The sequence below is a fragment of the Microvirga calopogonii genome (genome assembly GCF_003347665.1).
GTDB lineage: Bacteria > Pseudomonadota > Alphaproteobacteria > Rhizobiales > Beijerinckiaceae > Microvirga > Microvirga calopogonii.
Genome location: NZ_QDGA01000031.1, coordinates 17,539 through 39,712, shown reverse-complemented (window position 1 = coordinate 39,712; position 22,174 = coordinate 17,539). Strand labels below are relative to the sequence as shown.

The following is a 22,174-nucleotide window of genomic DNA, read 5'->3' as shown; positions in this document are numbered from 1 at the left end:
CCAGTCTTTGATAGTATTTTTCGTTAGTGACTGGCTGGCTGGCGCGGAAGAAAAATCACACTGGCTGGCTATCACCCTTCCGATTGAGGAAGAGGCTTTACATCCGATATCGAAATCATTTATCCGCGTCAATAGAGACTCGTGACGCACCAGTTTTACATCTTTCTAAACTGCGAATACATGGGTCGACTGTAAAAAACCGAATTTAGAATGCGTAAAAACTGGAGAGTGCCATGCAGGACCCGCAGCCATCTTCGGATTCCAAAGGCGACAGGCTTGGACCCATGCGTGAGGTAGACGTGGCAAGCCTCATCGGGGCGGGTCGGGAAGTGGTGCTGGTTCATCGAGGTGAACGCTACCGCCTGCGGATCACGGCGAACGGCAAGCTCATTCTGACCAAGTAAGGAACGCCTCCATGATGCCGCTCTCCCGCCGCGCCTTCATCGCCGCCTCCGCGCTGATGCTGGCCTCACGCTACGCCAAGGCCACCCCTGCCCGCCGGATCGTCAGCGTCGGCGGCGCCGTGACTGAAATCATCTACCGCCTCGGTCAGGAGGATGGGATCGTGGGGGTGGATTCCACAAGCCTCCATCCGGCTGAAGCCCTCAAGACGAAGATCAATGTCGGCTATATCCGTGCCCTGGGCGCGGAGGGTGTACTATCTCTCAACCCCACGCTCGTGCTCGCGGCAGAAGGCGCAGGCCCCCCGGATGCGATACAACTGATCGAGCAGGCGGGTATTAAGATCGTGCGTGTTCCCGACCGAGCGAGCGCCGAGGGAGTCGTGGAGCGCGTGAAGGTGATTGCGCAGACCCTCGATGTGCCTGAGCGCGGCGCGGCGCTGATCCAGCAGATCGAGCACGGCTTTGCGGAACTGACGGAGGCGAGAGCGCGCATCAAGCAACCTGTGCGCGCCCTGTTCGTTCTTTCGTTGCAGAACGGCCGCCCTCTCGTCGGTGGGCAGGGCACGACGGCGGACGCCATGTTCGCTCTCGTGGGTGCTACCAATGCAGCCTCTTCGCTCAGCGGCTGGAAACCGATGTCAGACGAGGGCATCATCGCGGCGGCACCTGAAGCCATCGTGATGATGAACCAGGGCCCCGGCGGCGCGGCCCAGGACCCTTTCACGTTTCCAACCTTCGCGGCGACGCCCGCCGCCGCAAAGCACAAGCTCGTCGTGATGGATTCGCTCTATCTCCTCGGCTTTGGGCCACGCACGCCCGCCGCCGCACGCGAACTCATGACAGCCCTCCACCCCGATCAACTCGACAAGGTAGGGCAGCCGTGACGGCGCTTGCCATGACCAGGAGCCGACTTGGACCCATGCGCGACCGCGGGTCCCTGCTGATGATCGCGCTCAGTTGTCTCATCGTGCTCGTCAGTGGCATCGCCCTTGGCACAGGCGCAACGGGCGTTCCGCTGGCGCGCATTCTTTCGATCATCACGGACCATGCGTCTGTGCCTGCGGGGGACGCGCTGATCATCCTGCAGGTACGCCTACCACGTCTGCTGCTCGGTCTTCTGATCGGCGCGGCCCTCGCGTGCTCCGGCGCGTTGATGCAGGGTCTCTTCCGCAATCCTCTCGCGGATCCGGGCCTCGTGGGTGTTTCTGCGGGCGCAGCGCTGGCTGCCGGTACCACCATCGTGGTTGGCGACGCGCTGCTGGCTCCCGTCATGGGGCCATTGCCGTTCACGGCACTTCCCGTTGGCGCCTTCGTCGGGGGTTTGATCACCACCTTTGGGCTCTATCTCGTTGCGACGCGCCACGGGCGCACATCGGTGGCCATGATGCTTCTTGCAGGTGTCGCGTTCGGCGCACTCTCGGGGGCGCTTATGGGCTTTCTCTCCTACTTGAGTGACGATCGGCAATTGCGCGATCTTTCCTTCTGGTCTCTCGGCTCGCTCAGCGGGGCCACTTGGACCAAAGTGGCCGTCGCGACCCCGCTGATCCTTCCAGTCCTTCTCGGTATGCCGTTCCTGGCGCGTGGTCTCAATGCCCTGTCTCTCGGTGAGGCGGAGGCCTTTCATCTCGGCATCTCCGTCCAGCGCGTGAAGGCCGTCGCGATCCTGCTCGTGGCGATTGCCGTCGGCGCATCTGTCGCGTGCTCAGGGATGATCGGTTTCGTCGGCATTGTCGTGCCACATGTGCTGCGTCTCACCGTGGGCCCGGATCATCGCACGCTCCTGCCCGCCTCCGCGATGCTCGGTGCGGCCCTGCTCGTTGCCGCCGATACAGTGGCGCGCACCATTGCGGCCCCTGCAGAATTGCCCATCGGCATCCTCACAGCCGCGTTCGGAGCGCCGTTCTTCCTATGGCTCCTGCTGAGGCGTCACGGAGGGATCGCCCTGTGAACCCGGTTTGCCAAGCCAGGAACGTCTCTTACCAGATCGGAAGACGAACGCTGATCCAGGATGTCGACCTGTTGATCGAGAGCGGGTCCTTCACCATCATCATCGGCCCGAACGGTGCCGGAAAGTCGACTTTCCTGCGGATCCTGTGCGGCGAGCTCACGCCAAGCCGAGGCGAAGTTGTAATCAACGGAGTGGCGCTTCCCACTATTCCGGCCTGGAGGCTCGCCCACATGCGGGCCGTGATGCCGCAGGCCTCCGAACTTGGCTTTCCCTTCACTGCATTTGAAGTCGTCCGCCTCGGTGTCGAGGGGATCGGTCACGACTTAAGCCGCGTCCAACGGCTGCATCTTGTTTTTGACGCGCTGGAAGAAGCGGATGTGGCGCATCTCGCGGACCAGAACTATCAGAGCCTCTCGGGAGGAGAACGGCAACGCGTGCATTTCGCGCGCGTTCTGGCCCAGCTTGCTGCAGGTCGAACGCTTGAAAAGCAACAGATCCTTTTCCTGGACGAGCCGATTGCAAGTCTCGACCTGAAACATCAGCTTGCGCTCCTCAACAAGGCTAGAAACTTGACTCGCAACGGCGTCACTGTCGTTGCCGTGCTTCACGACCTCCAGTTGGCGGCTGAGTATGGCGATACCCTCGTTCTCATGCGCGCGGGCCGCCTATCGGCTCGCGGGTCGGCGGACAGCGTACTGACCGCTGACAAACTCTCTGAAGTCTTCGGCATACGCTTGCTCGGTACGAGCTTTCCCACCTGCCCATGGACACTTCAGCTCAAAAGATGAAAGGCTGCTTCGGGTCCGGGAGCGAGATACCCTTCGTTTCCGGAAAGTCCGGTTCGATGAGGATCGCGATCTTCGAGTTTGAGTATCAGGCGCGCCAGAAGAAGCCGTTTGCTCACGCAGGTTCGGGAGACGATTGTTCCGCGCTTTAGCTGGCGCCTCCAGGCCACTTGAAGATGGTGTCGGCGCGATCGATATGCCGGATCACGGGACCGCCAGCTGTTGCTTGATCGCCCGCTCGATCCATGCATCCCGCGACATCCCGGTCCTGGCCGCCAGTTGTTCGACTTGGCGCAGCACTGATGGCGTCAAGGGCACGTCGACGAGAACCTCCAACTCCTCCTGGCCGGGCTGCCCGTAGGCCAACCCCGTCACCTGTCGCGCGAATCGGCGGACCCGGTCAGCCTTCTGCGCGTCCGAAAGGCTGGCGTCGTTAGCGACAATCGGGCAATAGGCGCCGACCAGATGGTCGACGATGAGAGCCGGCTTCATTCCATTCTTGGCCAGGTCGGCGATGAGTTCAGCGATGCGATTGCCCGCCGTGAGGTTCGTTGCTCCTGAGGATAGATCGCTGAGGGAGGGCGCATTCCGCAGCGCATCTGTGATCACCGTCTCCGGGCAGGTGAAGGCTGCGGCGTCAGCCGGTCGGACGAGAGAGCCCGCGATTCCGGTTCCGCAGGCCAAGACCAGAAGCAAGACAGGTCTCGCAGCCATGTCATCCTCCAACGCCCCATGGTGATGAAACTCGGTAAGCTACCTTGCAAAGGAACCGGTCCATACGAATCGGTCTGGGCGATTGTCGAAAGTCCGCCTGCGACCCGCAAACGCGGTGGAACGACAGCGCGTCTGAGCGCAAAAAATGACCTACCAGAAGCCGGGACCCCAAGGCCCGAAGTCGAAGGCGTTCTGGTTCATCATCGCGGTCATCTGCTGCTCATCGGCCAGTTGCTTGGCAAAGACGGCGGCACGATAGTTGGACCACGCTGTCTGATTGCCGAAATAGACGCACTGGCACCCGGCAGGATCGGCATAGACATAGACAACTGTCCCACCCGAAGTCTGGCGGACGAACTTGTTCGGCGGGAGCTTCTTCATGGCGGCCAACCGTGCAGGCGAATCGGCCGGCTGAAGCGTGAACCCTGCGGCCGCGAGCAAGTTTTCCTTATTCTGAACCGCCTGCTGCGGGGTTTGGCACGCGGCCAGGACCAGGCTGATCGCGCCAAGCGTTAGTATCGATGGGAATTGCATTGCTTCTCTCCAGGCGACCGGGGCGCGACGGGGCCAGTTGTGTCGCAGCTGACAGCCTCCCACAAAAGCAAGTGCTCAGCTTGACAGAACGAGACGCCGGCTTGATCAAAAGGGACAACCGGCGGACGACCAGGACCTGAGGGTTCGAGGCCTTATGCTGGCATGCGCACGCTGCGCTCGACACTGAGAGATGATGACCGACCAGTTTCGATAATGGTCGCAAAGTCCGCCCATGCCTCCCTTAAGCCGCCATTCAGTCTCTATCGGCGAAGCGACGGGAACAGACGTTGTGAGGGCGTCGCGGTTACATCCTTTTGTCACCGACCAACAACGCTATCGCCATTCCCGGAAGCGTCCAGCCGTTCATGCCCGGCAAACGTCCCAGATGATGAGCGAAGGATCCATGCCGCTGCCATCGGCAGCTTCACGGTGAAACGGGCACCCGGATCGCACGAGCCAGGCTCAATCCGCGTGTTCAGCTGTGAGGCCGGCGGAGAGACGACATGCATCCGCAAGCTTGGGCCGAAGCGATCGAGATCAAAATCGGGCGGCAGCCCACGACCTGAGTCCAATACTTCGATCTTGTAGGTTTCAACGCAGGAGCGTTCGCCGATGATGCGGACCTCGAGAGCGGACATTTCGGCTTTCCCGTCTCCCAGCTTACGCGCGGACCGTCAGCTATGGCTCAACCCAGGAAATCTCTGGCTGGTTCGGAAAGTCTGGTTACGTGAGGATTGCTGCTCTGCCACTAGGGTCTCAAGTGTGCCAGGAACGGACCTTTCTAGTAATGGCTCAACTTCACGGAAAGCCGTTCACGGCACACGCTCCAGATACAGTTCTACAAGCGTAGAGCTGGTCCCATAGCAAATTGCTCTTCGCTCTTGATATCGAGGGGCTGCGGCAGGGCCGAACGGCACCAGCTCCGCCCTCGTGGCAAGCACGCTGCCACCCAACTGTGTACGGCTACCGGACTTTTCTCCGGAAGCCGTACATAGATCGTCCGATCAGTGGCTGTGCTTCATCGGCACACCCCCGAGCCGATTGATCAGGCCTTCTCGACCGCCACCCCGTGCAATACCGGCTCCCGCCGTGGCCGGCTGATCGCGAGGACCAAAAGGGCGCCGACGATCGACACGGCGGCTATTGGCAGTAGGGCCAAGGCGTAGTTGCCGGTTCCATCCAGGATCAACCCGTAAACGTTGACCATGAGACCGCCGCCGATGAGGTTCGACGTAGCATTGATCATCGCTAGCCCAGCCGCGACCGATCCGGCGCCCAGCCAGCCCGACGACAGCGCCCAGAACGGCCCCTTGAAGGCATAGGCGCCGACCAGCACCATGCTGAGAAGTGCGACGGTTCCCGCCAGCGAATGAACTGTGAACACCCCGAGGAAACCGATCGCGATCAGGAAGAGCGTTGCGGCGGTATGCCAGCGCCGCTCGTTCGTCCGGTCCGAATGACGTCCCCACAGCACCATCAGGACACAGGCGATGCCGTAAGGAACGGAATTGATCAGACCCGTTTCGAAGTTCGTCAGCCCGAATGATTTGAGGAATTGGGGCTGCCAGACGCCAAGCACTGAACCCGCCGCCGATGCGCCAGAGCACGCAAGGGCCATGGCATAGACATAGGGGTTGCGTAGCAACTCCACGAAGGAGCGCCACCCCGTCTTCTCCGCCTTGTTAGAACGTCCTGCCTTCTCCCGCTTGAGTTCATGACAGAGCCAAGAGCGCTCGTCGTCGCGCAACCAGAGCGCCTGCTCGGGCTTATCCGTCAACAAGACCAGGCAAACGAGGCCGAGCAGGATTGTCGGAATTCCTTCGAGAAGAAACAGCCACTGCCATCCGCGGAGGCCGAGCGAGCCATCAAGACTTAGAAAGACGCCGCCGAGCGGAGAGCCGATGAAGCTCGCTGCCGGAATCGAGATTCCGAATAGTGCGATCAGACGGCCGCGATAGTTCGCGGGCAGCCAATACGTCAGGTAGAGTAGCACCCCGGGGAAGAATCCGGCTTCCGCAGCGCCCAGGATGAAGCGCATGACATAGAAGGAGCTCTCGCTCTTCACGAGTGCCATGCACGCCGAAACCACACCCCACGTAATCATGATGCGGGCGATCCAGCGTCGGGCACCAAAACGCTGAAGGGCAAGGTTGCTCGGGACTTCGAAGAGAAAATAGGAGACGAAGAAGAGACTGGCACCAAAGCCGAAAGCAGCCTTGGACATGTCGAGGTCCTGCACCATCTGCAACGACGCCATTCCGACGTTGCCACGGTCCAAGATCGCGAATAGGTAGCAGACCATCAGGAACGGCATGATCCGCCACGCTACCCGACGCATGGTCGACCGTTCGAGCGCGGTCGGCGCTCCACCAACTTCCGGCATTGCTTCCTCCTTTGTGGTTTGGGAAATCGCGTCGTTCAAGTTGGACCTCCCTGGCATGAACCGCTGATCGGAACTCACGATGTGCAGTGGCGTAGCATCGTCCCCGGCCGAATGGGCATAGCTTGAGGACTCGGTCCAAGGCCGCGATGTGGCGCTGTTACGGCCTGGGCGTAGCGGTCTCGGATGGAAAATCTAAAACATTCGGTAGATGGCATTGCAAGTACAAATCGAAACGCAATTCTGAATTGCGACCAACAAACAAATTCCCTACCATTTCAGATATTTATTCGGACATAATTACACATTTATTCACTTTCGAAACGGCATTCTAATACTATTGTTCAATAGGTCCCGGCTCCTTGGGCGCGCAAATAACATGGCATTCTGATATTGGTCGGTAGGCTTGGGCAGATGAGCCTCGTCACCATGTGATCCCGGAGGCGGTAGATCATTCGCGGAGCTTGACGGCCCGCGACTGAGTTCCTATCCGCATTCGCCACAAAGGGAGGTTAGGGTGAACCGTATAACCATTCGACGGCGTCCTAGTCCCATGGCCAAGAAGGCCAGCGCACGCCCCCAGGCCGAAAGCGTCGCAACGGCCGACCGCGTCCTGGCCGTCCTCACAGCTTTTCGGCGCGGCGACCGTGCCCTGTCATTGGCCGAACTCGCTGAACGAACGGATCTGGTGAAGAGCACGATCTTGCGCCTGCTCGTCTCGTTGGAAAGCTATGGCCTGATCATTCGCCTGCACGACGGGAACTATCAGCTCGGCGCCGAGGTGCTCCGTCTCGGATCGATATTCCAGCAGTCCCTGGAGCTCGAAACCCACGTCATGCCGGTCCTTCAGGACTTGGTCGACGAAACGGAGGAAAGTGCATCGTTCTACGTGCGACACGGAAACCAGCGCCTGTGCGCCTACCGCGTCGACTCACCCCACCGGCTGCGGCTCCATATCCAGCCGGGAGACATACTGCCCATGGATCTGTCAGCGATCGCCCGGGTTCTGAAGGCTTTTGCCAAGTGGCCTGACGATACAACCGCCGCCCAGATTGACCTGCCTATTTACAGTTCGGGCGCCACCGATCCCCATACCGCAGCAATCGCCATGCCTGTGTTCGGAGCCAACCTCCGGCTGGTTGGGGCGCTTGCCCTATCTGGCCCGGTGACACGCCTCACGCCGGATCGTGCCCAGGAGATCAGGGTCTATCTTTATGCGGCGGCGATGCGGCTCACCAAGTCTCTTGGGGGCACCTTCGAGACACCCCAGACGCGTAGGATGGCGGGAGAGTAGCCTCCACCGGAGTTGACACGACGTAGCGTATCGGACCTGTGTCGTCGGTTCAACAAGCCTAGAATCCAGTGTTTCGGGCAGGCAAAAACGGCGCTTGCCGACTTTTTCAATTCTATCTGTCAATCAGCGACGCTCGAACTATGGCACTGGTTCGGCCCCATCACTCAAGGACTACTCAGTCATAGCGGCCTCAACCGACGTCAGGGCCGTCATGTTCGTGATCCGCCGGACCGTGCTCGTCGGCGTCAGGATATGCACCGGACGCTTGGCCCCAAGCAGAATCGGCCCGACCGTGCCCCCCTGCCCCGCCACAGCCTTGAGCACGTTGAAGGTGATGTTCGCCGCATCCAGGTTTGGCATCACGAGCAGGTTGGCGGCCTCAGTCAGGCGTGAATCGGGGAACACTCGATTGAGAATACCTTTGTTGAGAGCCGCATCTCCGTGCATCTCACCCTCGACCTCCAGCTCCGGCGCCCGGCTCTGGATCAACTCCAGGGCTTCCCGCATCTTCACGGCTGAGGCAGTCTGGGCGCTGCCGAAGCTCGAATGCGAGAGCAGCGCCACGCGTGGCGTGACGCCAAAGCGCCGGACCTCATCCGCCGCCAGCAGGGCGATCTCGGCGATCTGTTCGGCTGCCGGATTCTCATTGATGTAGGTGTCGGTGATGAACACCGTCTGGTTCGGCAGCATCACCACGTTCATGGCGGCCAAGGTGTTGATGCCGGGCCTGCGCCCGACCACCTCGGCCACGTGCTTCAAGTGGGCCTCGTAGGCTCCATGGGTGCCGCAGAGAAGGCCGTCAGCCTCGCCCCCGGCCCACCAACATGGCCCCGATCAGAGTATTGTTGCGACGCATCTCCGCCAGGGCCGTATCGCGGGCAAGTCCATGTCGACGCCGGAGCTGGTAATAGTCCTCAGCCAGTTCTCCCAAATGAGCCTCATCGTCGACGTTCACCGCCTGGTAGTCGCAGCCCTCGGTCAGCCGCAGGCCCAGTTGGTGGATCTTGGTGCGGATGACCTCTAGACGGCCGATCAACAAGGGCTCGGCAAGGCCTTCCTCGACTGCCACCTGCACCGCACGCAGCACACGATCGTCCTCATCCTCGGCATAGGCCACTCGCTTCTGCACCTTGGAGGCCGCGGCAAAGACGGGCTGCATGATCGTGTCGGAGCGATAGACGAAGCCCTGAAGCCGATCACGATAGGCCTTGAGGTCCGCTAGCGGTCGCGTTGCAATCCCGCTTGTCATGGCGGCCTCGGCCACAGCGGGAGCCACTGCCGTGATCGGCCGGGGATCGAAGGGCGCCGGGATCAGGTACTCCGCTCCGAAGCGGATGTCACGCCGGCCATAGGCATCGGCGACTACATCGGACACATCCTCTTTCGCCAGAGCGGCGATGGCCCGGGTGGCGGCGAGCTTCATCTCCTCGTTGATCGTGGTCGCTCCCACATCGAGAGCCCCCTGGAAGATGAAGGGAAAGCACAGGACGTTGTTGACCTGGTTCGGGTAGTCCGAGCGACCAGTCGCGATGATGCTGTCCGGGCGCGCGGCTTTGGCCGCTTCCGGGCGGATCTCGGGCTCTGGATTGGCCAAGGCCAGGATCAGTGGCTTGTCGGCCATCGCCTGCACCATCTCAGGCTTCCGGACACCGGCCATCGAGACGCCCAGAAACACGTCCGTACCAGGCTCGTGACGTCCGGAACCGGATGGCTGGCCTCGATGATCTCGATCGTGTTGCAAGGAGATTGTGACCCGCGCCTGGTAACCACGACGCCCTCAAGGGGATCGTCCCAAAGCGCCTCGAAGGCTCGGGCCATTTCGCCGGAAGCCTTACCCGCCCCGATAACGATGGTTCGTCCCTTTGGCCTTTCTGGAAGATTAGCCTTGATCGCGTTGTATGGATCCGCGGCGGCCACGGCTGCGGCGAACAGGGACGTCAGAAAGATCTTGGGATCGTGATCGATGGCCATCGATCACGCCGCGACCATGTTTGTGGGCTGCCCACGTTCGAAGGCTTCGATGTTGTCGACCAGTTGGTCGGCAAGACCCTGGACGGCCTCGCGGCTCGCCCATGCGACATGCGGGGTAAGAATGAAGTTCGGCAAGTCGAGCAGCCGCATCAGCGGATGGTCGGGCGGCGGCGGTTCGGCCGTGACCACGTCGAATCCCGCTCCACTGATCTGGCCTTCCCTCAACGCACGCTCCAGCGCGATCTCGTCAACGAGCCCTCCACGCGCCGTGTTGACCAGCAACGGGCGGCGGGCCATCATCGCGAACTCGTCGGTCGAGATCATGTTGCGGGTGGACGGCATCAGCGGAGAGTGAAGGGTAATGACGTCGCTCTCTCGCAAGACCTGCTCGAAGGGCGTGTAGAGCGGGCCCATGCCCGACGTTCCCTTGTAGTCCGAGAAGAGCACCCTCATGCCGAAGGCGCGGCCGAGATCGGCGACGGCGCGTCCCAGAGCTCCGTCTCCAATGATGCCGAGGGTCGAGCCCGCAAGGTCCCGGATCGGATAATCGAAGTAGCAGAACTGGCCAGACTCCTGCCAGCGGCCGGCACGGACGGAGTCATGGTAGGCGACCAGGCTGCGGCGCAGCGCGAGGATCAATGCAAAGGTATGCTCGGGGACGGTGTTGACGGCGTAGTTGCGGATGTTCGAGACGCCGATCCGGCGTTCGGCACAGGCGGCCACGTCGACCACGTCCGTGCCTGTCGCCGCGATGGCAACGAGCCTGAGGTTACTCGCGTGTCCGATCGCCTCGCGGCGAACGGGGACCTTGTTGGTGATGACGATGTCGGCATCCCGAATGCGTTCCGCCACCTCGTCGGGCTTGGTCCGGCCGAACGTGACGAGTTCATGGGGAAACGAGAACGCCCGCAAGGTGATGTCGTCGGGCAGGGTATCGCGGTCGAGCACGACCACGTGCGCGGTCTTCTTGAAGCTGTCGGACATGATAACGGACCTGTTCGTGGATGAAGGACAGGGCGCGCGTGATACGCTCCCTGTCCATTGCTCCGCCATGCGAGATTTCAGGCCTCTTCCTCCTGGAACGCCACCTCGCGGGTCTGGCGGAAGGACGGCAGGACCATCAGGATGAACATCGCGGCGGTCGCCAGCAGCAGGACAAGGCTGATCGGCCGTTCGAAGAACACGCTCGGGTTTCCGTGAGAGATCACCAGGGCGCGACGGATGTTCGTTTCAAGCAGCGGACCGAGAACGAAACCGAGCAGTAAGGGCCCCGGTTCGCATTTTGCCTTCCGGAACAGGTATCCGAGCAACCCGAAGCCTGCGGCGAGCACGACGTCGAAGATCCGGTTGTTGATGCTGTAGACGCCGACGCAGCAGAACAACAGGATGGCCGGGTACAGGAGACGGTACGGGACTGTCAGCAGCTTCACCCAGACGCCGATCAGCGGCAGGTTGATGACGACGAGCATCAGGTTGCCGACCCACATGCTCGCCACAAGGCCCCAGAAGATCTCCGGCTGGTTTTGCAGGACGGTGGGACCGGGGGTGATCCCATGGATGATGAAGGCGCTCAGCATCATCGCCATCATGTTGTTGGACGGGATGCCTAGCGTGAGCAGCGGAATGAACGACGACTGGGCGCCGGCATTGTTGGCGGCTTCGGGCCCTGCCACGCCCTGGACGGCTCCGTTCCCGAATTCTTCAGGATGCTTCGCAACCTTCTTTTCCAGGGAGTAGGCGCAGAACGACGCGAGCGTCGCACCGCCACCCGGCAGGATTCCGAGGAAGGTTCCGACGCCCGTGCCGCGCAGGACGGCCGGCCAAGCCTTCCGGAAGTCCTCCCGCGTCGGCCACAGGCGGCTGAGCTTCCGGACCAGGACGCCGCGCGCCTCCACGTTCTCGAGGTTCTCGATGATCTCCGTGAAACCGAACACACCGATTGCGATCACGACGAAGTCGATGCCATCGAAGAGCTCGATCGCATTGAACGTCAAGCGGTCCTCGCCCGATGCCGCGTCGATCCCGACCATGCCGAGGACCAGGCCGAGCAGGATCATGCCGATCGCCTTCAGGACGGACCCTCGGGCAAGGACGGTGGCCGCCAGGAGGCCGAAGAGCATGAGCGATACATATTCGGCGGGGCCGAACGAGAGCGCGAATGACGAGAGCGTCGGACCCGCGAGGGCAATGCCGAACGTCGACACGGTTCCGGCAAAGAACGATCCGAGCGCCGCAACCGCAAGCGCCGACCCGGCTTTCCCGTTCTGGGCCATCTTGTAGCCGTCGATTGCTGTTACGACGGATGACGCCTCACCGGGCAAATTGACCAGGATGGCGGTGGTCGATCCACCGTATTGCGCGCCGTAGTAAATGCCGGAGAGCATGATGATGCCGGCCAACGGGGGCAGATAGAAGGTGATCGGCAGGAGAACGGCGATCGTCGCGGTCGGGCCAATCCCCGGCAGCACGCCGATCAGGGTCCCGAGGAGAGCACCGAGCAGGCAGAAGCCCAGGTTCATCGGGGTCAGCGCTTCGCCGAACCCGAGCGCGAGCAGGTGGAGGAAGTCCATGATTCACTCCCAGAAAGGCCAGATGGGCATCTGGACGCCGAGACCGACGATGAAGACCAAGGCGCCGAAGGCGGTCAGTCCGGCGGTGAGCAGGATCACCTCACGCCATCTGGATTCACGATCCGCCAGGCTTCCGATCACCAACAGCCAGACGGAGGCGGCCACGAAGCCGAAGTACTCGGCAATGAAGGCGAAACCGACGATCGACAGCAGGATGACCGACAGGGGACGGAGCTTCGGGGCTGCGATGTCCTCGCGGGCCCGGAAGAGGCCCATTCCGCCAACGGCGAGCCCGACGAGGATCAGGAGCCAGCAAACGATCCTCGGCAGATAGCCCGGCCCCATTGCCGAGGCCGTGCCCATGGTCAGGTCGCGCCCGGCCCAGAGGCCGAGCGCACCGATGCCCACGAACATGACGGCCGTCAGGAGATCCGGCCGATCGCCGGTCTCCCCAACCTTGCGTGGACCTGCCATCACTTCTGTTCCTTGACCAGCTTCCAGATTTCCCCGAGCCGCTCGGCCCGTGCCGGGAGCTCCTTGTTCCACTCTTCCGACGAGCGATAGGAAAGCGCGAGAGACTGCTGCTTGGCCTGAGCCTGGAATTCTGGGTTGTCGAGAGCCTTCTTGACGGCATCCGAGTACTTCGTCCTGATCGCTTCAGGAACATCGCATCCCATGGCGATGCCGCGCTCCGAGCTCATGATGACGTCATAGCCCTGCTCCTTGGCCGTTGGCAGGTCCGGAGCGATGACGGCCCGCTGATCGGCAAACTGGCCGAGTGATTTGAAGGCCGAATGATCGCCACCCATAAGCTCCCCGACGTTGATCCCGATGGCCATGACGTGCCCGCCGAGCAGCGCGGTCCGTGCTTCGTTCGCACCGTTGAAGGTCACCGCGGTCAGATCGATACCAGCGGATTTTTCCAGTTGCAGCAGGGCGAGGTGTTCGTCGGTCCCGAGACCGGTCGTGCCGATGGTGACTTTACCAGGGTTCGCCTTGGCGTAGGCGACCAGATCCTTGAGCGAGTTGAACTCGGAGTTCGCCTGCACGATGAACGAGCCGGGGTCCTCGACGATGCGGGCAACCAGGCAGATCTTCTTGGGGTCGAAACGGACCTTACGGTCCATCTGCATCGTCAGGTAGCCCGGAGTATTGAGAGAGGACAACGTGTAGCCATCGGGCTTGGCCTGCGTCATCGCCGTGTAGGCGATTTCACCGGACGCACCGGGGCGGTTCATGATCGTGATCTTCGCGCCGAGTTCCTTTTCAATGTAGGGCGCGAGCGTCCTGTTCATCACGTCGGTGCCGCCGCCCGGGGCGAAGGCAACGATCATTTCGATTGGCCTGTCCTTTGGCCACTCGGCGTGAGCGGTGCCGACGCCAACCAGCGTCGATGTGACGAGTGCGGTAGTCGAGATCAGGTGCTTCATTCGTACCTCCCATTAATAGCGATCAACGTGACCGCTCAAGTGTTCCGGAATTCACTTCCGAACTCATTCAGGCTCCATCGCGAAACTGATGGATGATTAGGTTTTTCTTGGCACCCGCTCATGAGGCGGGTGCCAAGCCTGCTCTTATTGGCGGCGATACCGGGGTTAGGCCTTTGATGGCAATTCGCAACCCATCTTGGCGAGCGTTTCGTTGAACCACGTCGGCTTGTGCGTCCCTGCCTTGATGGCGTCCATCTGCTTCGTCTCGGCGGCGTGCTTGGCGACGGTCTTTTCGTAGACGTCCGCGACGTCGTCGATCGGTACGACCACCACGCCATCGGCGTCTCCAAGGATCAGGTCGCCCGGCATGATGACCATTCCGCCGATGGCAATCGGGCAGTTCACCTCTCCTGGGCCGTTCTTGTAAGGCCCGCGGTGGGTCACTCCGACGGCGAACGCCGGAACGTTCATTTCCAGGAAGGCATCCGCATCGCGGATTGCGCCGTTCAGGACGAAGCCGACGATGCCACGCCTGCGTGCGTAGTCGAGCATCATCTCGCCCATCAGAGCATGGGTCACCTCACCGCCGGCATCCATGACGATGACGTCGCCCTGCTCGGCCATGTCCATAGCCTTGTGCAGCATCAGGTTGTCGCCCGGCGGGGCTTTCACGGTCAGTGCACGGCCGGCGAGCTTGCCCTCACGATGCATCGGGCGAAGCTGTGCTCCGGCAGCGTACATGCGGTACATGCTGTCACTGACGTTAGCGACCGGCAGCTCCCTGAACCTCTCGACCCATTCCTGGTCGACGGCGCGTTCCCTGTTCCGGACCCTAAATCCTATGCTCAATGTCTTCTCCTCATGATTTCTGAAATTGCGACGGCAGTCGTAAAATTGCTCAGGCTGACGCTTTCGCGAGCGCGCGGTAGTTCACGATCCTCTCGCGGCCTGGATCGCGGCCCTGGATGACGGCCAGGATCCCCTCAACCGCGTCCACTCCGACCCGAACGTTGGCCTGCTTCGTCACGCCGCCAATGTGCGGGGTCACGACGATCTGCGGCCGGCTCCAGAAGGGATGGTCGGAAGAAGGAGGCTCGGTCGCGAACGTATCGAGGCCTGCGCCTGCGATGTGGCCGCTGTCGATCGCTCGGACTAGGGCGGCCTCGTCAATCAGCCCGCCACGGGCGGTGTTGATCACGTACGATCCGGCCTTCATCAGGCCAAGGGCCTTATCGTCGAGCAGGTTGCGCGTCTCAGGCGTCAGGGGGCAGTGCAGGCTGACGATGTCGGATACGGCAAGGAGATCCGTGACCGCGTTGTCCCGTCCGACACCCGCATTGGCGAACGCCGAGTCGTCTGAATAGGGATCAAAGGCCCGGACCTTCATTCCAAGCGCCTTTGCGTAGACGGCCGTGTGCCTTGCAATGGCGCCGAAGCCGACCAGACCGATAGTCAGGCCCGCGAGTTCCACGCCCGAGAATCCGGCCTTTTCCCATCGGCCTGCGCGTAGGCCGCTGTCGAGTGGGATGATGCGCTTGACGGTGGTGAGCAGGAGGGCAATCGCGTGTTCCGCGACCGAGCGGGCATTCGCGCCGGCAGCAACCACCACAGGAATGTCGCGTCGGGTTGCTGCGTCCACATCGATGTTATCAACGCCGACACCATGCTTGGAGAGCACCCGCAGCGAGGGCGCTGCGTCGATCGCGGAGGCGCCGAACCGTCCCATCCGGACAACGACGCCGACCGGGTCGACCTCGGCCACAATGCGGACCAGATCGTCTTCATTCGTATAGGGAGGGACGTAGGCTACATCGTAGCCATTGTCGGCAGCCAGTTTGGCGGCTTGCTCATTGATGGCGGGGCCCGTGACCAGGATTTTGCGGCTTTCCATGCGTACCTCGTTTCGAACACGCGAGGACGCAGGCGGAACCTTCCCACCTTTGATTGCATCCTCCCACGTCCCGAAGTTTTCCTTCGAAGTTTCGTTGGCGAAATTGGTAACATAAGGATTTCTTGAAAAAAGCGAATAATTCTGGCAATCATGAACAGATTTTCTTAATAAGTGCCGGCCAAGGTTCGATGGACATCCGCCAACTGAAGACATTCATCGCGATTGCGGAGCACGGAACGTTTGCCAAGGCGGCAGATGCTGTCGGGCTGACGCCCTCCGCGGTCAGCCAACAGATCCAGGCCTTGGAGATTGAGGTCCAAGCCGAGCTATTCGACCGCTCGACTCGGCCGATGACGCTCAACAGTCACGGGCTTCAAATGCTCGACGCCGCGCACAACCTCGTGCGATCCGCCGATGACGTGATAGACGCCATATCCGGAAAGGCAATCGCAGGCACCTTCACGATCGGATCCATCCGGTCCAGTGTCCTGTCCTTGTTGCCCCGGGCGATCGTCGCCCTGAAGGCGGACTATCCCGATCTCAAGATCAAGCTTCATGTCGCCAACAGCGACGGACTCCTGAACGATGTCGTATCAGGAAGGCTTGATTCGGCGATGGTCGCGGAGCACTCCGGAGTTCCCGCAGCGCTGAGATGGAGTCCCTTCATCAACGAGCCCTTGTTCGCGATCGCACCGCCCGGCACGCCGCAAATGTCTGCAACGGAAATGCTCTCGACCCTCCCATATGTGAGGTTCAACAGCAGGTTTCGTCTTACTCAACTGATCGATACCGAATTGGCAAGGAGTGGCATCGTTACGAACTTGATCGCGGAAACCGACACCATGACCGCTGTCGTCGCATGCGTAGTCAACGGCCTTGGTGCATCCGTCGCCCCTTACAGCGCCCTGAAGGAGGCCCTTGGCGAGGTCGTGTCAGCTCCGTTCGGGAATCCGCAGGTCTATCGTCAGATTGGGTTGATCGAGCGCCGCACGAGCACGCGAACGATCGTGATTGACCGGCTGCACCAACATCTCGTGAGCTTCAGCGGCGAGTACGGGGTGGCGCGCTGAGACGCGCCCTACGAAGCCGATCCCGCATCGATCGCGGACGACCACATCTTTGGGGCAATGCTGTCGAGTGTTACCGTGGTGCCGGCCGTCGAAGCCTCTCTCAAGACCTGGACTCATCTACGCCTCTGATCCTGAGAAGCCGCTCCGGACCCAGTTCACCGAGCGAGTTGATCCCGAGAAGGCCCATGTTCCGGCTGATCTCGGTCGAAAGAATGTTGATGGCATGGCTGACACCGGGTTCACCTCCGATCGCGGCCGCATAGACGAACGGACGGCCGACGAAGACGAATGCAGCGCCAAGGGCGATGGCCTTCAGCACGTCGGAACCTCGACGGATACCACCGTCCATCATGACGGGCATTGTCGCTCCCACGGCATCCGCAATGGCGGGTAGGACGCGGAGGGGCGAGACTGTTCCATCGAGCTGCCGGCCACCGTGGTTCGAGACGATGATGCCGTCGACGCCGCTGTCGCGGGCGATGCAGGCATCCTCCCTCGACATGATGCCCTTCCCGACCAGGTGTCCCGTCCACCGTTCCCGGATTAGCTCCAGATGGCGCCAGTTCAGATGATCCTTCGCTCCGAAGTCCCGCATCACGCTTCTGGCCAGGATCGGTGCGCCACGGGTCGCGTAGGAATTCTCGAAATGAGGCATGCCGTGCTTCAACAAGGTCCGGAGGAACGTGTTCAGAGTCCAGTTCGGCCGTATCATGCCGTCCCAAGCCAAGCGCAGACTGGGCCGAAGAGGCGTGGAGAAGCCGCTCCGGACGTTGTTCTCACGATTGGCCAGAACGGCCGTGTCGACGGTCAGCACGAGTGTCCCGAAGCCTGCCTGCTCCACCCGCTCCAGCAGTCCGAGGATTCGGTCCGGTTCACCTGGCAGGTAGGCCTGGAACCAGGCCGCAGGGTTCGCCTTGGCGACTTCTTCCAGACGAATGAGGGACGACCCACTCATCACCATCGGGATGTTCGCCTGCCCTGCCGCTCGCGCCAGAACCAGATCGCCGCGATAGGCGGACAAGGCACTGATTCCCATGGGGGCGATACCGAACGGAGCCGCGTATGCACGCCCGAGCAGCTCGACCTTCTGCGTTCGCTTGGACACGTCGGTGAGCACCCGCGGGACGAAGCCGAGTTCCTCGAAGGCCGACCAATTGTCGCGGAGGGAGGCATTGGTTTCGGCGGCACCTGACACATAGCCGAAGATCGGTCGCGGCAGGTGACGCCGCGCCGCAATCTCGAAGTCGTCAAGTGCGAGGATCCGACGGAGGCGCCGCGGCAGAGCGGCCGGAGGTGTTTGCACGATACCCTTAACCGGAGTCGATTCCAGATCCGCAGTGGAGCGCTCCATGCCGCGCGGCGTGTCAGAACTGCTCATGAGCCTCTTCTCTCTGGTTACCAATGGATGAGCCGTGCGCCGTGCCGCTGTGACCCGTCACGTACCCTGTGCGTCAGCCTCCGCGGATCGCGTTCATAGACCGAGGCTCTTCAGGATCGGCTTACGCCGGGAATAAACGACACCGCTGAACGCGAACGTCATGGCTGCACCTACGGCCAAGGGGCCACGCAGCCCGGTCAGGTCCGACAGGGCTCCGACGACCAAGGCGCCAAGGGCCGGCGCTCCCCGAAAAATCATGCTGTGCAATGCTAGCATTCTGCCTCGCAAGTGATCGGGCACGGCAAGCTGGATCACGGTCTGACTGGCGATCCCGCTCACGACCATGCCGAAGCCCACGACGAACAGGGCCACAATACCCAGTGGTTCCTGACGTGCGACCGCCGCGACGAACAATGCCGCGCCCATCATGAGGCCGTTCGACAGAGCCATTTTGGCCAGGGGCGCAGGATCGGCCTGACGGCTGAGCCAGAGTGCCCCAACCAGAGCGCCGAGTCCGATCACGGACGTCATGAAGGCGAACTTGCCGGCGTCGGGCCCGAACAGGGCGGCGTAGCTCGGCATGAGCTCGAGGATGGGGCGGATGCAAAGCGAGACGACCGTCAGCATCAGGAACATGGCGCCGAGGCCGACATGTCCGGCGGCATAGCGCCAACCCTCGACGACTGATGTGATCAATCCGCTATTGGCGGATCGAGTGGTTTCGACGGAAACCAGACGTATCCTGGCAAGTGTCCAGGAGAAGACTGCGAACGTCCCGAGATTGATCGCGAAAGCCAATGTGAGGCTGCCCCTCGCGATCACGAGGCCCGCAATGGCGGGTCCGACGAACCGGGCGACGTTAAAAACGATCGAATTGATTGTGACCGCGCTGACCAGGTTCGGGCGCTCGACAAGGCTGGGGAGAAGCGCCATCCGGAAGGGTTGGTTAAAGGCGGTAATGATGCCACCGACCAGAGCCAGGACCAGGACCAGCTCCTGGGTGAGCAGGCCGATTGCACTGAGAACGGTGAGCAGTCCCGCATGCACCATGAGCAGTGCCTGGCTTACTCTCGTGACTCGGAGGCGATCGGAGCGGTCGGCCATGGCGCCAGCCAAAGGGGTGACGAGGACCATCGGAAACAGATCGGCGAACGCGACCGCCCCCAGCCATGCCCCTGAGCCCGTCAGTTCCCAGACGAGCCAGCCGAGCGCAACCCGCTGAACCCAGGTTCCGACGAGCGAGAAGACGTTGCCGATGGTGAAATTGCGATAATTGGCCTCGGACAAGGCCGCGCGTACGCCATGCCATCCCTTTTGCATGGTTATGCGGCCCATGCACAGGGACAAGGTGTTTCTGGAACCTTCAGCACGGCTTCCTCTCTTTATGATTGCTGCTGACTGGGCTTAATCAGCACGGACGCGGGGAGACGTGCTTGGCCTGTGGGTCGAAGCCTGGCTCGAGGGCGTTCCGCCGAGCTGTCGTGTAAGTTCGGTGGAGATGGCCCTCAGCAACTCAAGATGGTGGGCGATAGCCTCTTCATCGAAACGGCTTGTCGGGCCTGCCACGCCAATAACCCCGGCGACCTGCTGGCCATAGCTGAATATAGGACAGGCAATGCTGGCCACTTGCGGATCGCGCTCACCAAACGTGATGTGGAAGAAGTCACGACGAATTTGATCGTATGGCTCTCCGGGTTCGTCAGCGAAGGCAAGAAGCACGCGTCCTGGCGCACCTCGGTCGAGGGGCAGCAGATCGCCGGTTCGGGCGTGGTGCCCGATAGATTGCGGCGAATCCACGCGAAAGAGACAGACACGCATATCGCCTTCGCGAACATAGAACGCTGCGCTTTCCCCGGTTTCCTGAGCTAGTCGACGCAAGGCTGGCTGCACATAGTCTTCGATCCGGAAGCCGGCTTGGTAGAGCGTTCCCAGTCGGGCGAGCTTCGGCCCGAGGCGGAAGGTCGCGTCGTCGTTACGCACGAGGTAGCCGGCTCGGGCAAGCGACCTCGTGAAACGGAGAACGGTCGGCTTCGACAAGTCGACCCGTCGTGCCAGTTCCGCCAAGCTCAAGGACCGGTCGTCAGGTGTGAAAGCATCGAGCACTGCCAATGCACGCTCGACGGCAATCACCCCACCTTCCTCTCGCGCTTCAATGTCCAAGGCTTCCCTGGTCACGACCGTTTCATCCTGCGTAACGATAGTTCTTACTATGAAATATCGCGGAACTAGGGTTCTGTCAAAACGCATCTCCATGAAAGCAAATTTCGTGATGCAAAGGTCGCTGTACCGCAACCTGACGAGGAAGGTCTGGAGTGGGTCAAAGAGTAACGAACAGCGAATGAAATGAAGGTCCGCTCATTGTCTCATGAGCAGACCAAAGTGCTTCTTCCGCCTCGTACCAGTTGCGGTCGTTCGGTTTGTGTCTAAGAGCTGCTTCTCCGCTTGATCCTCTTCCCAGCCGTTCTAGCAATTTAGGCAGGTTCGTCATGACTGACGGGACGCTCTCGCCGATACCTGATACCGGCCGGCGGAGACTCGCCTATTTGACCTGGATCAATGCGGAGCCGCTGGCGTGCGTGTTGGAATGATACATTGGAAGTCTCGCCATCCGACATGGCGGTGAGCCCCCCGGCACAGAAGTCGCTTAGGCCCTTTCCGTCCTTGCACCGGATCACGAGGTGGCAAGGAGAACGCCCATGATGGAGCCGCGCAACCAGGTTGTTCAGGTCAGGAGCTTCGGCGGCCCCGATGGGCTGGAGGTGATCGATGCCCCCATGCCGGCGGCCGGTCCGGGCGAGGTGCGGGTGCACGTGCTGGCCTCGGGCCTGGAGTACACTGACGTCACGATCCGGCGCCACCTCTACGCACAAACGATGCGCCTTCGACCACCGTTCGTCCTGGGCTACGACGTGGTCGGGGAAATCGATCAACTCGGCGAGGGTGTGACGGGCTTCCGGCTCGGCGAGCGCGTGGCCGACATGACGGTCGTCGGCTCGAATGCCACCTATCGCACACTCCGGGCCAATGACTTGGTTCGGGTGCCGCCGGGCATCGATCCGGCGGAGGCGGCCACGCTGATCCTGAGTTGGACGACCGCCTACCAGCTCCTGCATCGCACGGCTCAGGTTCAGACAGGCCAGCGCGTGCTCGTGCAGGGCGCCGCCGGCGCCGTTGGTCAGGCGCTGCTGACCCTCGGTCGGATGGCTGGGTTGGAACTGTGGGGCACCGCGCGGGGCGAGCACGCCGGGATCGTCCGCGAACTCGGCGCCACGCCTATCGACTACCAGCACGAGGACTTCACGAGAGTCCTGCCGGGTGGGTACGACGTCGTCTTTGACGGCGTTGGCGAGGACGATTACCGCCGCTCGTTCGCGGCGCTCAAGCCCGGCGGCCTGCTCTGCGCCTACGGCTATTCGGCGAACGTGCAGGCGGAGCGTCGCTTAGGGAGCCTCCTGACGTGGCTCGTACGCGTGTATGCCTGGAGGCAGGTGCTGAGCTGGTTGCCCGGGGGCAAGCGCCTGCGCCTCTACTCGATCAACCTGATGCGGGCGCGCCATCCGGCCTGGTTCCGGGAGGACCTGGAGCGCCTCTTCGACATGCTGGCGACAGGCGCCATCCGACCGCATGTTGCCGAACGGATCTCGTTCGACGAGATCACCGAAGCGCATCGCCGTCTCGAAGCGGGCAGTCTCGCGGGCAAGCTCGTCCTGTGCCCGGACGTCGGCTCGCTACGTGACGAGGAGACCGCTGCCACGGCACGTGAGGCCTCTGTCCGGATCAAGCGAGCGCAATGACCGCTGATGGT

At 61.7% G+C, this 22,174-nt stretch carries 22 protein-coding genes and 1 pseudogene; 7 read left to right on the top strand and 16 right to left on the bottom strand.

What is annotated here, in order from left to right; translation table 11 throughout:
- Nucleotides 1-233: 233 nt before the first annotated feature.
- The 4 genes from hemP to DDF70_RS20405 are packed head-to-tail and all read left to right on the top strand — an operon-like array spanning nucleotide 234 to nucleotide 3,140.
- A complete protein-coding gene (gene hemP, locus DDF70_RS20420; protein ID WP_114946681.1) occupies nucleotides 234-404 on the top strand; it encodes a hemin uptake protein HemP in 171 nt (56 codons plus the stop codon).
- Between the two features lie 11 nt (nucleotides 405-415).
- Nucleotides 416-1,288 carry a heme/hemin ABC transporter substrate-binding protein gene (locus DDF70_RS20415; RefSeq protein WP_114946680.1) on the top strand — a complete coding sequence of 291 codons (873 nt, stop codon included), beginning with the start codon at nucleotides 416-418 and terminating at the stop codon, nucleotides 1,286-1,288.
- Between the two features lie 11 nt (nucleotides 1,289-1,299).
- Nucleotides 1,300-2,352 (top strand): FecCD family ABC transporter permease, encoded by a 1,053-nt coding sequence (locus tag DDF70_RS20410; protein WP_425374096.1) that lies wholly within the window; start codon nucleotides 1,300-1,302, stop codon nucleotides 2,350-2,352.
- Nucleotides 2,313-3,140, top strand: coding sequence for a heme ABC transporter ATP-binding protein (locus DDF70_RS20405; protein WP_114946678.1), 828 nt, complete (start codon nucleotides 2,313-2,315; stop codon nucleotides 3,138-3,140). The genes DDF70_RS20410 and DDF70_RS20405 overlap by 40 nt, the downstream gene beginning before the upstream one ends.
- 201 nt (nucleotides 3,141-3,341) lie before the next feature.
- Here the strand turns inward: DDF70_RS20405 and DDF70_RS20400 are convergent, their stop codons facing one another.
- From DDF70_RS20400 to DDF70_RS20385, 4 genes are all read right to left on the bottom strand, one after another.
- A complete protein-coding gene (locus DDF70_RS20400; protein WP_114946677.1) occupies nucleotides 3,342-3,851 on the bottom strand; it encodes a ribbon-helix-helix protein, CopG family in 510 nt (169 codons plus the stop codon).
- Between the two features lie 150 nt (nucleotides 3,852-4,001).
- Nucleotides 4,002-4,385 carry a hypothetical protein gene (locus DDF70_RS20395; RefSeq protein WP_114946676.1) on the bottom strand — a complete coding sequence of 128 codons (384 nt, stop codon included), beginning with the start codon at nucleotides 4,383-4,385 and terminating at the stop codon, nucleotides 4,002-4,004.
- Between the two features lie 317 nt (nucleotides 4,386-4,702).
- Entirely contained in the window at nucleotides 4,703-5,023 is a 321-nt protein-coding gene (locus DDF70_RS20390; RefSeq protein ID WP_114946675.1) for a hypothetical protein, read from the bottom strand.
- Between the two features lie 407 nt (nucleotides 5,024-5,430).
- On the bottom strand, nucleotides 5,431-6,768 hold the full coding sequence (locus DDF70_RS20385; RefSeq protein WP_114946674.1) for an MFS transporter: 1,338 nt from the start codon (nucleotides 6,766-6,768) through the stop codon (nucleotides 5,431-5,433).
- 550 nt (nucleotides 6,769-7,318) lie between these two features.
- Between DDF70_RS20385 and DDF70_RS20380 the strand changes: the two genes are divergently transcribed.
- Nucleotides 7,319-8,059, top strand: coding sequence for an IclR family transcriptional regulator (locus DDF70_RS20380; RefSeq protein WP_114946673.1), 741 nt, complete (start codon nucleotides 7,319-7,321; stop codon nucleotides 8,057-8,059).
- Between the two features lie 171 nt (nucleotides 8,060-8,230).
- Here the strand turns inward: DDF70_RS20380 and DDF70_RS38785 are convergent, their stop codons facing one another.
- The 9 genes and pseudogenes from DDF70_RS38785 to DDF70_RS20340 all read right to left on the bottom strand — a co-directional run bounded on the left by DDF70_RS38785 (nucleotide 8,231) and on the right by DDF70_RS20340 (nucleotide 15,921).
- Nucleotides 8,231-8,809, bottom strand: a complete 579-nt coding sequence (locus DDF70_RS38785; RefSeq protein ID WP_281024380.1) for a phosphate acyltransferase — start codon at nucleotides 8,807-8,809, stop codon at nucleotides 8,231-8,233.
- Between the two features lie 49 nt (nucleotides 8,810-8,858).
- Complete coding sequence (locus tag DDF70_RS38780) at nucleotides 8,859-9,680, bottom strand: phosphate acyltransferase (RefSeq protein ID WP_281024379.1); 822 nt, start codon at nucleotides 9,678-9,680, stop codon at nucleotides 8,859-8,861.
- Between the two features lie 62 nt (nucleotides 9,681-9,742).
- Nucleotides 9,743-10,030 (bottom strand): annotated as a pseudogene (locus tag DDF70_RS20370) (DUF4147 domain-containing protein); the annotation flags it as partial.
- 3 nt (nucleotides 10,031-10,033) lie between these two features.
- Nucleotides 10,034-11,014 (bottom strand): D-2-hydroxyacid dehydrogenase, encoded by a 981-nt coding sequence (locus tag DDF70_RS20365; RefSeq protein ID WP_114946672.1) that lies wholly within the window; start codon nucleotides 11,012-11,014, stop codon nucleotides 10,034-10,036.
- 77 nt (nucleotides 11,015-11,091) lie between these two features.
- Complete coding sequence (locus tag DDF70_RS20360) at nucleotides 11,092-12,600, bottom strand: tripartite tricarboxylate transporter permease (RefSeq protein WP_114946671.1); 1,509 nt, start codon at nucleotides 12,598-12,600, stop codon at nucleotides 11,092-11,094.
- A gap of 3 nt (nucleotides 12,601-12,603) precedes the next feature.
- Nucleotides 12,604-13,074, bottom strand: coding sequence for a tripartite tricarboxylate transporter TctB family protein (locus tag DDF70_RS20355; protein ID WP_114946670.1), 471 nt, complete (start codon nucleotides 13,072-13,074; stop codon nucleotides 12,604-12,606).
- Nucleotides 13,074-14,030: a tripartite tricarboxylate transporter substrate binding protein gene (locus DDF70_RS20350; protein ID WP_114946669.1), complete on the bottom strand. Its 957-nt coding sequence runs from the start codon at nucleotides 14,028-14,030 to the stop codon at nucleotides 13,074-13,076. The genes DDF70_RS20355 and DDF70_RS20350 overlap by 1 nt, the downstream gene beginning before the upstream one ends.
- 165 nt (nucleotides 14,031-14,195) lie before the next feature.
- A complete protein-coding gene (locus DDF70_RS20345; protein WP_114946668.1) occupies nucleotides 14,196-14,879 on the bottom strand; it encodes an RraA family protein in 684 nt (227 codons plus the stop codon).
- A 49-nt stretch (nucleotides 14,880-14,928) separates the two neighbouring features.
- Entirely contained in the window at nucleotides 14,929-15,921 is a 993-nt protein-coding gene (locus DDF70_RS20340; RefSeq protein WP_114946667.1) for a hydroxyacid dehydrogenase, read from the bottom strand.
- Between the two features lie 122 nt (nucleotides 15,922-16,043).
- Here DDF70_RS20340 and DDF70_RS20335 point away from each other — a divergent pair, with 122 nt between their 5' ends.
- Nucleotides 16,044-16,991 (top strand): LysR family transcriptional regulator, encoded by a 948-nt coding sequence (locus DDF70_RS20335; protein WP_245435577.1) that lies wholly within the window; start codon nucleotides 16,044-16,046, stop codon nucleotides 16,989-16,991.
- Between the two features lie 100 nt (nucleotides 16,992-17,091).
- Here the strand turns inward: DDF70_RS20335 and DDF70_RS20330 are convergent, their stop codons facing one another.
- The 3 genes from DDF70_RS20330 to DDF70_RS20320 form a co-directional block, all read right to left on the bottom strand.
- Entirely contained in the window at nucleotides 17,092-18,369 is a 1,278-nt protein-coding gene (locus DDF70_RS20330; protein ID WP_114946665.1) for an alpha-hydroxy acid oxidase, read from the bottom strand.
- 93 nt (nucleotides 18,370-18,462) lie between these two features.
- Complete coding sequence (locus tag DDF70_RS20325) at nucleotides 18,463-19,689, bottom strand: MFS transporter (RefSeq protein WP_162820536.1); 1,227 nt, start codon at nucleotides 19,687-19,689, stop codon at nucleotides 18,463-18,465.
- 84 nt (nucleotides 19,690-19,773) lie between these two features.
- A complete protein-coding gene (locus DDF70_RS20320) occupies nucleotides 19,774-20,544 on the bottom strand; it encodes an IclR family transcriptional regulator (RefSeq protein ID WP_114946694.1) in 771 nt (256 codons plus the stop codon).
- A gap of 521 nt (nucleotides 20,545-21,065) precedes the next feature.
- Between DDF70_RS20320 and DDF70_RS20315 the strand changes: the two genes are divergently transcribed.
- On the top strand, nucleotides 21,066-22,163 hold the full coding sequence (locus DDF70_RS20315) for a medium chain dehydrogenase/reductase family protein (RefSeq protein WP_114946663.1): 1,098 nt from the start codon (nucleotides 21,066-21,068) through the stop codon (nucleotides 22,161-22,163).
- Nucleotides 22,164-22,174 lie beyond the last annotated feature (11 nt).